Origin of the sequence: Microvirga sesbaniae, assembly GCF_025460805.1 — a bacterium.
GTDB classification, from domain to species: Bacteria; Pseudomonadota; Alphaproteobacteria; order Rhizobiales; family Beijerinckiaceae; genus Microvirga; species Microvirga sesbaniae.
Window position 1 is genome coordinate 532,778 of sequence record NZ_JAMXFJ010000002.1, and the last position, 11,514, is coordinate 544,291.

The following is an 11,514-nucleotide window of genomic DNA, read 5'->3' on the forward strand; positions in this document are numbered from 1 at the left end:
GTCCGGCTGGGATCACCGGCCCCGGGCCGGGAACGACAGGAGAGCCTCCCTACCGGGCCCGGCGCAGCTCGAAATCGGCCACGCCGAGGGCGAGGTTGACGCCGGTCTGGCCGCCGACCGAGAGGGGCTGGAGCGAGATGCTCCGGTTGGAGCCGCCCACCAGCACGTTCGCCTGCGCCCCGGCCCCGACCGTGGCCTCGGCGGCCCCGCCCACATAGCTGCCGGCGAGCGACCCGGGCGCCACGCTGCCCCGGGAGAGCACCGCCCAGGTGAGGATGCCTCCGCGCGTCGCCCCGATGTCGAGCCCGAACCGGCGGATCGACCCCACATAGCGCTCGTTGGGCCCGCGCCGCGGGTTGAAGGTGCACAGGGTGGTCTTTTGCGACGTGACGATGAGCCCGATCCCGCCCGACACACTGCAGGACAGGATTCCGGCCCGCCCGCGGTTCTGGGCCTGAGCCTCCGTGGCCCCGAGGGATGCGAGCACGGCGAGAGCGGCAACGGAGAGAGCGGCGCGACGCATGGACAAATCTCCCAGGCTTGATGAAGCTTAGCGATTAACGGCGCAGGGGCGGCGCCCGTTCCATGGACCGGCCGGCGATCCCGGACGAGGTGACGGGGAACCCGGCCCGTCGCGCCCCTGCCCCCCGCGCTCCTGCCCGTCTCGAGCCTGGATCCGCCCGCGTCGCCCGACCCTCGACGTCATGGCCGGCCTTGTGCCGGCCATCTCGATCGGAAGGGTGCGGCGCCTCTCGCATCGGGATCACCGGGACAAGCCCGGTGATGACGTGGAGAGGTGGTCTGGGCCGGTGATGACGTGGAGGATGGTGTTGGCCGGTAAAGACGTGACGACGTGAGGGAGCGAGTGCCCGTCAGCCGTCCTGATGCTCGCCGCGCCGCACGACGCGCATGGCCGTGATCGTGACGGGACCCGCGCGCAGGAGGTTCATGGCCGACACGATCATCTCGGCGAGGCGCTCGGGCGTGACGCTGTCGCCCGCGATGTCGAGGAGGAAGTCCTTCGCCTCCACATGGCCGCCATTGGTGAAGTCGACGCGGGCATCGAACTTCACCCGGTGCGTGGAGGCGGGATCGGCCTGGTAGGGCTGTGCCGCAGGATCGGGATGGAAGGTCCGTGGCAGGTTCATCGGCGCAGTCCTCGACGGTCGTTCGTCATACGCTCACCTCGTCAACCGCATTGCCGGCCGCTCTTGCGACGTCGCCGGGCTTGTTCCGATGATCTCGATACGAACCATCGCCGCGCTTCACCTTATCGAGATGGCCGGGACGAGCCCGGCCATGACGGGAGAGGGTGTCGTCGACGGCCCGGACCACCCTCGACGTCATCACCGGCCCTGTGCCGGTGATCCCGATCGTTGGGAACGCCCCGCTCCACAGCATCGGGATGACCGGCCGGCCTGACGCCTTGGGGATCGGTGTGCTTCAGCGCAACGATCCGCAGAAGCGCTGGATGCGGTGGCAGGCATCCTCCAGCGCCGCGTTGGACGTGGCGTAGGAGATGCGGAAGTTGGGGCCGAGGCCGAAGGCGGAGCCGTGCACGGCCGCGACGCCTTCGGCTTCCAGCAGCTCGGACACGAAGTCCTCGTCGGTCTCCAGCACCTTGCCCGACGGGGCGGTCTTGCCCATCGCTTCGGCACAGGACGGATAGACGTAGAACGCGCCCTCCGGCATCGGGCACTTCAGGTATTTCGACTGGTTGAGCATGGACACCACGAGGTCGCGGCGCTCCTGGAACGCGCGCTTGAACACCGCGAGGTGATCCTGCGGGCCGTCGAGGGCCTCCACGGCGGCCCATTGTGAGATCGAGGCGGCGCCCGACGTCTGCTGGCCCTGCACGAAGTCCATGGCGTTGATCAGGTGCTGCGGGCCGGCCGCGTAGCCGATGCGCCAGCCGGTCATGGCATAGGCCTTCGACACGCCGTTCATGGTGAGCGTGCGCTCGTAGAGGTTCGGCTCGACCTGGGCGGGCGTGACGAACTCGAAATCGCCGTAGGTCAGGTGCTCGTACATGTCGTCGGTGAGCACCCACACGTGCGGATGGCGCATGAGCACGTCGGTGATCGCCTTCATCTCGGCCCGGGTATAGGCCGCGCCGGTCGGGTTCGACGGGGAGTTGAGGATGATCCACTTGGTCTTCGGCGTGATGGCGCGCTCGAGCGGCTCGGGCTGGAGCTTGAAGCCGTGCTCCATGGTGCAGTCGACGAAGACCGGCTTGCCGCCGCACAGGCCCACCATCTCCGGGTACGACACCCAGTAGGGCGCCGGGATGATGACCTCGTCGCCCGGGTTCAGGGTGGCGAGGAGCGCGTTGTAGATCACCTGCTTGCCGCCCGTGGACACGATGGTCTGCGAGGGCTTGTAGTCGAGGCCGTTCTCGCGCTTGAACTTGCGGGCGATGGCCTCGCGCAGGGGCACGATGCCGGAGACCGGCGTGTACTTGGTCTCGCCCCGGCGGATCGCCGCGATGGCCGCTTCCTTGATGTTGTCCGGCGTGTCGAAATCCGGCTCGCCGACGGAAAGGCTGATCACGTCCCGCCCCTGGGCTTTCAGATCCCGCGCTTTCTGCGTGATGACGATGGTGGCAGACGGCTTGATGCGGGAAAGGGCATCAGACAAAAAGCCCATGGGAATCCTCCGATCGGGGCGTTAGATAAGGACCGTGACGGCGGCGGACCCTAATGCATCGGACCCAAAAGTGGAATCCACTTTTAGGAACCAACCCGATGCATTATTCCTGAATGAGAGCATCGTTGATGCGGAAAAACGGATCCACTTTTCCGCACGATGCTCTAAAGCGGCCAAGCCGCCCAAGCAAGCAAAACAGCAAGCAGGACCGGCCTGTCCCGGGCCGGTTTTCGAGGAGCCGCCTTTTCCGATGTCCAGATCCGTCACCCGCCGCCTCGCGCTCGGCCTCATGGCCGGCGCCGCCCTTGTGGCCAGCGCCGCCGTCTCCGCCCAGGATTTCCCGACCCGCGTCATCAAGATGGTGGTGCCCTACCCGGCCGGTGGGCCGACCGACGTGATCGCCCGCATCGTGGCCGAGGAGATGGGCCGCGATCTCGGCCAGAACGTGATCGTCGAGAACCTCGCCGGCGCCTCGGGGGCGGTCGGCACCCGGGCGGTCGCCAAGGCGGAGCCCGACGGCTACACCATCGTGTTCGGCAACAACCAGACCCACGGCAATAACATGTTCCTGCTGAAGGAGCCGGGCTACGACGCCGTGAAGGACTTCGCGCCGCTCGCGGGCGCCGGCGCGTTCGAGCACGTCTTCGTGGTCCGGAACGACCTGCCGGCGAAGTCCATCCCGGAGCTGATCGCGCTCGCCAAGCAGGATCCCGGCAAGCTGAACTACGGCTCGACGGGCGTGGGCTCCGGCTCGCACCTGGCCACCGAGTTGTTCATGACCCGCACGGGCACCAAGATGACCCACGTGCCGTTCCGGGGCGCCGCCCCGCTGGTGACGGAGATCATGGCGGGCCGCATCGACGTGTCGAACTCGACCCTGCCCAGCGTCCTGTCCCAGTTCCAGGCCGGCCAGATGCGCGCCATCGGCATCGCGAGCCCGCAGCGCAACCCGCAGGCGCCCGACGTTCCGACCCTGCGCGAGCAGGGCATCACCGATGCGGACGCGGAATCCTGGGCCGCCTTCTTCGCCCCGGTGAACACCCCCAAGCCGGTCCTCGACAAGCTGTCGGGCACGATCATCGCGATCCTCAACAAGCCCGACGTCAAGGAGCGCATCACCAAGCTCGGCTTCACCCTGAACGTGCGCGACCCGGAGGCGTTCAGGCCCTATCTCGCCAAGGAGATCCAGACCTGGGCCGAGATCATCAGGGCGGCCGGCATCAAGGCCGAGTGAGGGTCTCCGGCGTCGCCCCCGGCCTGGGATGCCCCCCACCCCGTCATGGCCGGGCCTGTCCCGGCCATCCCGATGCGAAGGGCGCGGGGTTCCACGCAATCGAGATCACCGGGACGAGCCCGGTGATGACATCGAGGGAGGAGCAACACCCATGCAGCGTCACCAGGGCCGCCTGATCGACCACATTCACCTGCGCGTCTCGGACCTCGAGGCGAGCCGGCGCTTCTACCGGGCCGTCCTGCAGGCCGTCGGGCGCGCGTTCACCTCGGAGAGCCCGGAGCATTTCGCCTGCGACGAATTGTGGGTCGACCGGGCGGACGGACCGGTCTCGCGGGTCCATCTCGCGTTCCAGGCCCGGGACCGGGAGGCGGTCCACGCCTTCCATGCGGCGGCCCTGGCGGCGGGCGGCCGCGACAACGGCGGGCCGGGAGAACGCTCCTATCACCCAGGCTATTATGCCGCTTTTGTCCTCGACCCCGACGGCCACAATATCGAGGCGGTGCATCACGGGCCGGCCGAGCGCTCTGCGGAATCCGTGATCGTCACGCCGAAACCGTAAGCTCGCTCTGCCACAATCGTTAATAATTAGTTAACGCCGACACTTAGCCGAGAAACCGGATGCGACACTTTCGGACAGGCCTGGAACTTTCTTGAATCGCACAGGTTTTTCTCCCGCAGCCTCGTTTGGCTGCTGGGGATTGGACCAATGAAAACTTTCCGGTCAAGAAACGCCTATCACGTTTCCTCCCGGGTCCACCGTCTGGACCCGCGTCAGGAGAGCCGCTGCTCGCTCGCTCTGGTCATGCTGCTGGGCCTCGCGACGCTCTCCGTGATGGCCACCACCCAGAGCCTGTCGGCCCAAGACCCGAAGACCGTCCACGTCTATTCTCCGCGATAACGCGTGAGTGAACGGCGTCACGGTTGACGGCCCGTCCCAGGAGTTTAGCTCTCCGGCATCGTGACCGACGGAGAGAATCCCAGATGCTGAGCCCCCGAACCGCCCTGGCCTGCGCCCTCGCGCTCGGCGCCTCCTTCTCCGCCCTCTCCTCTGCGCTCGCCCAGGACACTCAGCGCTTTCGCACCGACAAGGTCGAGGTGATCGTCGAGACGGTCGCGCGCAATCTCGAGAACCCCTGGGGCCTCGCCTTCCTTCCCGACAACCGCATGCTGGTGACGGAACGGTCCGGCCGCCTGCGCATCGTCGATGGAGAAGGCACCCTGTCCGAGCCGATCACGGGCCTTCCCCGACTGTCCGTCCGTGGCCAGGGTGGCCTGCTGGACGTGGCGCTCGATCCCGCCTTCGCCCAGAACCGCCTGGTCTATCTGAGCTTCGCCGAGGATCGCCGCGAGGGCCGCAACGGCACGAGCGTGGCGCGCGGACGCCTCAGCCAGGACGGCACGGCGCTGGAGGGCACCGAGGTGATCTTCCGCCAGGAGCCGTCCTATGCCGGCACCCACCATTTCGGATCGCGCCTGGTCTTCGGCCGGGACGGCAACCTCTTCGTGACGCTCGGCGAGCGCAACGACCTGCGCGATCAGGCCCAGAGCCTCAACAACCACCTGGGCAAGATCGTCCGCATCAAGCCCGCCGGCGGCGCGGCGCCCGACAACCCGTTCCTGGCCCGCGAGGATGCCCGCCCGGAGATCTGGTCGTCAGGCCATCGCAACGTGCAGTCGGCGGCCCTTCACCCGGCGACGGGCGACCTCTGGACCGTCGAGCACGGCGCGCGCGGCGGCGACGAGGTCAACATCCCGCAGAAGGGCCGGAACTACGGCTGGCCGGTGATCTCCTACGGGGTGCATTACTCGGGCCAGAGGATCGGCGAAGGCACGCGCAAGACCGGCCTGGAGCAGCCGGTCTATTATTGGGACCCGTCCATCGCGCCCTCCGGCATGGCCTTCTACACGAGCGACCAGTTCCCGGCCTGGCGCGGCAGCATCCTGGTCGGGGCGCTGGCCGGCAAGCTCGTCTCGCGCCTCGAGACCAACGGCAACCGGGTCACCGGCGAGGAGCGCATGCTGCAGCAGCTCGGCGAGCGCATCCGAGACGTGCGCCAGGGCCCGGACGGCTTCGTCTATCTCCTGACGGATTCCCGCAACGGCCGCATCCTGCGCATGAAGCCCGCGACCTGAGCGGCCGGGCGACGAAGCCCACGAATCCCGCCGCGCCGCGGCCCGAGCACCGAATTCTGTGCCAGAACCCTTCGTTCAGAGAGTAGCCCAAGGGAAGAGTTGCTTGCTAAGCAGGATCGTTCGCGCGCGGCTGGGGGGCTGCGTGTTCTGATCTCCTGGGGCTGTCCATGCTTTTGTCCGTGCTGTCCGTCGTCCGTCCGACGAGCGCCGATATTCTGACGCGGGTGTCGACCGCGGCCGATGGCACGGAGAGGCCGGGCAGCAGCTCCAACGCCCAGTTCAGCCCGGACGGACGCTCGGTGGTCTTCAGGTCCGACGCTGCCCTGGTCGCCGGCGACGACAATCACACGTCCGACATCTACATCAAGGATCTGATCACCGGCGCGATCACGCGCGTCACGGCGGCCGGCGCCACGCAGGCCAACGGATTCAGCAACTATGCCCGGTTCAGCCCGGACGGCCGCTTCGTGATCTTCGAGAGCTTCGCCGACAATCTGGTGGCCAACGACAGGAACGGGCGAACCGACATTTTCAAGAAGGACCTGACCACTGGGGTGATCACGCGCCTCTCGGTTGCGCCGAACGAACTCGAAGCGAACAACGGCAGCTATGACGCGCGGTTCAGCCCGGACGGCCGCTTCGTGATCTTCGAGAGCGACGCGTCCAATCTCGTATCCGGTCCCGACAACCAGGCATCCGACATCTTCCGCCGGGAGCTGAGCACCGGTAAGGTCGAGTGCCTGTCCATGGCCAACGGACATTTCGGAAACTTCGACAGTTACGCCGCGCAGTTCAGTCCGGACGGGCACCCCGTCATCTTCACCAGCGAGGCGAACAATCTGGTGTCCGGCGACGGCAACAATAGGTCCGACATCTTCCTCAGGGACTCGACCGGAGGCATCACCCTCCTGTCCAGAGCGGCGGACGGAACACAGGCGAACAACGGGAGCTCCAATGCCCAGTTCAGCCCGGACGGACACTTCATCGTGTTCGAAAGCTATGCCACCAACCTGACCGCCAATGAGACGGACACCGAAGACGGGTACCTGAATGTCTTCGTCAAGGACATCCAAGATCCGAACGGCGCTGTCAATTGCGTGTCCAAGGCTCAAGACGGAACGAAGGCCAACGGCGACAGCTACAACGCCCGGATCAGCCCGGACGGACACCACGTCGTGTTCACCAGCGAGGCCTCGAACCTGGTCGCCGGCGACACCAACGGCAAACCCGACATCTTTCTCAAGAACCTGGACACCAAGGAAATCACGCGCCTCTCTATCGCGGCCGATGGATCGGGCACCACTCTCGACAGCTACAATGCCCAGTTCAGCCCCGACGGGCGCTTCGTGACCTTCCAGAGCGACGATCCCGACCTTGTCGCCGGCGACCGCAACAATGCCAGCGACATCTTCGTCGTCGACCTGCTCTACAAGGTCAACGCCGCTGCCATTGCCGAGGGCCGCTTCCTTGAGGCCACGCTCGGCGTCGGCGCCGCGTCGCACGTGAGCATCGCCTGGGGCGACGGCACCACCTCCACGGCCACGCCCGTCGCCGGCCAGGTCAGCCTCGCCCATGCCTATGCGACCACCGGCGCCAAGGATGCGGTCGTCACCCTGGTCGAGGGCGCGCTCACCTGGAACGTGGCGCATCATGTGGATGTCGCGGCTGGGGCGATGGTGCGCAACACCGCCGTGTTCGACACGCTCTCCGGCGGCGCCGGCCACGACACTCTCACCGGCGACGCCTTCGCCAACATCCTCAACGGCGGCGCCGGCAACGACCGCCTCGACGGCGGCGCCAGCGCCGACATGCTCAGCGGCGGCGCGGGCGACGACACCTATGTCACCGACGGGCTCGACACCATCGTCGAGGCGGCGGGCGGGGGCACCGACACGGTGATCGCCAGCAGCAGCTTCTCGCTCGCGGCATTCGCCGAGGTCGAGAACCTTTCCGCCGCCGAGGGCACGGCCGGGCTCGCGCTCACCGGCAACGGGCTCGCCAACATGCTCACCGGCAATGCCGGGGCCAACCGGCTCTCCGGCGGGGCGGGCGCGGATGTGCTGAACGGCGGGCTCGGCCAGGACAGCCTGACGGGCGGCGCGGGAAAAGACGTGTTCGCCTTCGACGACCGCGACACGGGCGCGGCGAAGAGCCGGGCCGATGTCGTGACCGACTTCTCGGGCCGGCAGGGCGACCGCCTCGACCTGCGGGCGGTCGACGCCAACACGAAGCGCGCGGGCGACCAGGCCTTCAGCTTCATCGGCACGAAGGCGTTCAGCAAAGCCGGCCAGGTGCGCACCGAGACGGTAAAGGGCGCCACCTACGTGCTTCTCAACACCGACAGCGACAAGGCCGCCGAGGCGGTGATCAAGCTCAAGGGCGCCCTCGACCTGCACAAGGGCTGGTTCGTGCTCTAAGGCCGGCCTCGATCACCCTCCCCCGTCATGGCCCTCTCCGCCCTTCCTGACACCCTCCGCCTGCCACCCTCCCGCGTCATGGCCGGGCTTGTCCCGGCCATCCCGATCGGAAGAGCGCGGCGCTTCACCGTATCGGGATCACCGGGACGAGCCCGGTGATGACGTGGGAGGATGGTGAGAGCGGGTGATGACATGGCGGGTGGCGTGACCCGGTGATGATACCCTCCCCACGTCATGGCCGGCCTTGTGCCGGCCATCCCGATTGTCCGAAGCGTGGCGCTCTTCCGACCGGGATCACCGGCACAAGGCCGGTGATGACGTGGAGAAGGTGGTCAGGGCCGGTGACAACACCCTCCCCCGTCATGGCATTCTCCGCTCTTCCTGCCACCCTCTCCTGTCATGGCCGGCCCTGTGCCGGCCATCCCGATCCGGTGAGGCGCGGCGCTTGTCCATAGCGGGATCACCGGGACAGGCCCGGTGATGACGGCGGGGACGGAGACGGGCTCCGTCAGCGTCCCTGGAAGATGAAGAAGGCCCCCGAGGCGATGAGGGCGAAGCCGATGAGGTGGTTCCAGCCGAGCGGCTCCTTCAGGTAGAGCACCGAGAAGACCGCGAAGACCGCCAGGGTGATGACCTCCTGCATGGTCTTGAGCTCAGCCGCCGAATAGACCGCCGAGCCGATCCGGTTGGCTGGAACGGCGAACCAGTACTCGACGAAGGCGATGGCCCAGCTGGCCATGACGGCGATCCAGAGGGGCGACGTCTTGAACTTCAAATGTCCGTACCAGGCGAAAGTCATGAAGACGTTCGATGCGATCAGCATCAGGACGGGCGTCGTATGGGGGCTCATGGGAGTTCCGGATTAGCGATCGGGCTTGGGCGCACTGCCCTAAAGCATCGGACCCAAAAGTGGACTTGCACTTTTGGGATCGATCCGATGCTTTCTTCTTGAATGAGAGCATCGGTCAGGACGGAAAACCGGGGCCACTTTTCCGTCCGATGCTCTAGTCGTCTCAGCGGGGCTGTCAAGCCGTGCAAAGCCGATGGCGCCGCCCGGAATCGCCGGCGATCGGAAGGCTCAGCGCCGCATCGTCAGCAGGCCGCGATTCGTCCGACCTGCTGCAACGGAGTGTCCCTGCAGGCTTCCTTGAGCCGGCCCAGCACCTGCTCGCCTCCGGCGATCTGGGGGTTGGACGGGGTGAAGCCTTCGCGCCGCTCGCGCTCGGTCACGAGGGAGCGGGCCCGGTCGAAGGCGACGTCCAGGCGGCGCTCGCCGCGCAGGGCGCGGTTGAAGAAGGCATCGCCGAAATAGGTCCAGGTTGCCCCATCGCGGCAGCCGAAGGACGGCCGGTCGGCGGCGGCGGCCGTGATCACGAGGGTGCGGGGATCGGCCAGCTCCCGGGCGAAGATGCCCGAATAGCAGGCCGAGACGATCAGCACCCGGTTCTGCGCCCGGGTCCGGTCGAGGAGCTGCCGCACGTCGCCCGGCGTGACGAGGCGGGCGTCGCGCCCGGTCACCAGCCCGATGCCGTCCGGGCCGCCATGGGAGGTGATCACGAGCACCACGACGTCCTCGGCCGGATCGAGCACCTGCCCGGCGGCGGCTGCGGCCGCCATGAGGGTTTGCGGCGTCGCCCCGGCCCGGCGCTTCGTGTTGGACCGGACGACGGAGCGTCCCTTGGCGTCGAACAGCGCCTCGAGGATGCGCGCCGCGCCCCGGGCCTCGCTGTCGAACACGCTCTGCGGACCCCACAGCCCGAAGGACAGGACATAGACGTCCGTCCGGCCCGGACGCTGCGGCGCGAGGCCGGCCGTCTGCCCGAGGGACGGCATGGCCCCGCCAAGGGCGACGAGAAGCCCGAGCATGCAGGAAGCGATCAACCGACGCATGAAACCACCCCAGATCTCCCACAGCTTAGGCGCAACATCCTTTCAGCGCCAGAGCATCGGACCCTAAGTGGACCCACTTTCGGGATCGGATCCGATGCTCAACCCCTTGAGGGGCGCACCGTTCGACGCGAAGAACCGGGTCCACTTCTCGCACGGTGCGCTCGAGCATCGGACCCAAAAGTGGAATCCACTTTTGGGATCAATCCGATGCTCAACCTCTTGAGCGGCGCACCGTTCGACGCGAAAAACCGGGTCCACTGTTCGCACGGTGCGCCAGAGGGGCCGATCCGGCTGAACCGAATGCCCTCTTCCGGGTTTCCCTGTCAGTTCCGTCAAGATTCGTCCCCGGATTCATCACAACGAGGGTTTTATGGATATCGCGCTCGACAAGGTTTGCGAACTCATTCTCCGGGTCAGGGCCATCGACGTGAAGGAAGGCATCACGGATCCGGCGTCGGGTTCGAACCCGATCGACGACGGCAGCATCGATTCCCTCACCTCCTCGCCGGACGACGCCACCGAGGACGAGCTGCGCGACGTGATCGCGGGCCTCAACGACGACGAGCGCGCCGACCTCATCGCCCTCGTGTATATCGGCCGCGGCGACATGGAGCCCGAGGAATGGGGCGCCGCCGTCCGGCTCGCCCGGGAGCGCGAGGAAGCGAGCTCGCTTTCCACGGCCGACTGGCTCATCGGCATCCCGAACCTCGCCGACCTTCTGGACGAGGGCCTCAACGCCATGGGGCGCAGCTGCGCCTGAAGGGGCCCCGCATCACCTTTCCGCGAGGCCGTCCGGCCAGGCCCCCGGACGGGACATTTCCCTGTGGATCGGCATCGCCCGAACAGCGACGACGCCCTAATTGTGACATGGATCGGGCTAATACTTCGGCCTAATCCCAAAGGAGGATCGCATGACTCCGCGCCTGCCCCCGGAGAACCCGGACGACGATGAGCAGAGCGAACTGCTCCAGGCCGTGCACAGGGCCCTGAACGATCTCGCGCCGATCACCGACCCGGTGGAGAACCTGCCCCTCGCCGAGGCGAAGCCCGACGAGCCTGCGGTCCCGTCGCCGGACGAGACCGAGGTCGAGATCGACCGCATCGAAGCCTATCTGAGGGGTCCGACGGCGTTCACCGCCTGACCCTGCCCCGCCTGCCCTGCGTCCAGCCCTCACGCAGGGCGATGGCCCTGGA

12 protein-coding genes are annotated in these 11,514 nt (G+C 67.2%); 7 read left to right on the top strand and 5 right to left on the bottom strand.

Going from position 1 to position 11,514, the window contains the following annotated elements:
• Window positions 1-49 precede the first annotated feature (49 nt).
• The 3 genes from OCW50_RS05100 to OCW50_RS05110 all read right to left on the bottom strand — a co-directional run bounded on the left by OCW50_RS05100 (window position 50) and on the right by OCW50_RS05110 (window position 2,646).
• Window positions 50-523: a DUF992 domain-containing protein gene (locus OCW50_RS05100; protein WP_262273249.1), complete on the bottom strand. Its 474-nt coding sequence runs from the start codon at window positions 521-523 to the stop codon at window positions 50-52.
• A 349-nt stretch (window positions 524-872) separates the two neighbouring features.
• Window positions 873-1,148 (bottom strand): hypothetical protein, encoded by a 276-nt coding sequence (locus OCW50_RS05105; RefSeq protein WP_262296660.1) that lies wholly within the window; start codon window positions 1,146-1,148, stop codon window positions 873-875.
• Window positions 1,149-1,443: 295 nt separating this feature from the next.
• Entirely contained in the window at window positions 1,444-2,646 is a 1,203-nt protein-coding gene (locus OCW50_RS05110) for a pyridoxal phosphate-dependent aminotransferase (protein WP_262273245.1), read from the bottom strand.
• A gap of 250 nt (window positions 2,647-2,896) precedes the next feature.
• Between OCW50_RS05110 and OCW50_RS05115 the strand changes: the two genes are divergently transcribed.
• The 5 genes from OCW50_RS05115 to OCW50_RS05135 all read left to right on the top strand — a co-directional run bounded on the left by OCW50_RS05115 (window position 2,897) and on the right by OCW50_RS05135 (window position 8,430).
• On the top strand, window positions 2,897-3,880 hold the full coding sequence (locus OCW50_RS05115) for a Bug family tripartite tricarboxylate transporter substrate binding protein (RefSeq protein ID WP_262273244.1): 984 nt from the start codon (window positions 2,897-2,899) through the stop codon (window positions 3,878-3,880).
• A gap of 151 nt (window positions 3,881-4,031) precedes the next feature.
• On the top strand, window positions 4,032-4,439 hold the full coding sequence (locus OCW50_RS05120; RefSeq protein WP_262296661.1) for a VOC family protein: 408 nt from the start codon (window positions 4,032-4,034) through the stop codon (window positions 4,437-4,439).
• 147 nt (window positions 4,440-4,586) lie between these two features.
• Entirely contained in the window at window positions 4,587-4,778 is a 192-nt protein-coding gene (locus OCW50_RS05125; RefSeq protein ID WP_262273242.1) for a hypothetical protein, read from the top strand.
• An 83-nt stretch (window positions 4,779-4,861) separates the two neighbouring features.
• Window positions 4,862-6,013, top strand: a complete 1,152-nt coding sequence (locus OCW50_RS05130; protein ID WP_262296662.1) for a PQQ-dependent sugar dehydrogenase — start codon at window positions 4,862-4,864, stop codon at window positions 6,011-6,013.
• Window positions 6,014-6,180: 167 nt separating this feature from the next.
• On the top strand, window positions 6,181-8,430 hold the full coding sequence (locus OCW50_RS05135) for a hypothetical protein (RefSeq protein WP_262296663.1): 2,250 nt from the start codon (window positions 6,181-6,183) through the stop codon (window positions 8,428-8,430).
• 508 nt (window positions 8,431-8,938) lie between these two features.
• On the opposite strand, the gene OCW50_RS05140 is transcribed toward OCW50_RS05135, so the two are convergent.
• Together OCW50_RS05140 and OCW50_RS05145 are read right to left on the bottom strand one after the other, a co-directional pair.
• On the bottom strand, window positions 8,939-9,280 hold the full coding sequence (locus tag OCW50_RS05140) for a DMT family protein (RefSeq protein WP_262296664.1): 342 nt from the start codon (window positions 9,278-9,280) through the stop codon (window positions 8,939-8,941).
• Between the two features lie 242 nt (window positions 9,281-9,522).
• Window positions 9,523-10,320: a C13 family peptidase gene (locus OCW50_RS05145; RefSeq protein WP_262296665.1), complete on the bottom strand. Its 798-nt coding sequence runs from the start codon at window positions 10,318-10,320 to the stop codon at window positions 9,523-9,525.
• A gap of 370 nt (window positions 10,321-10,690) precedes the next feature.
• Here OCW50_RS05145 and OCW50_RS05150 point away from each other — a divergent pair, with 370 nt between their 5' ends.
• On the top strand, window positions 10,691-11,080 hold the full coding sequence (locus OCW50_RS05150; RefSeq protein ID WP_213561528.1) for a DUF3775 domain-containing protein: 390 nt from the start codon (window positions 10,691-10,693) through the stop codon (window positions 11,078-11,080).
• Between the two features lie 151 nt (window positions 11,081-11,231).
• Window positions 11,232-11,462 (top strand): hypothetical protein, encoded by a 231-nt coding sequence (locus OCW50_RS05155; protein ID WP_262296666.1) that lies wholly within the window; start codon window positions 11,232-11,234, stop codon window positions 11,460-11,462.
• Window positions 11,463-11,514: the final 52 nt, after the last annotated feature.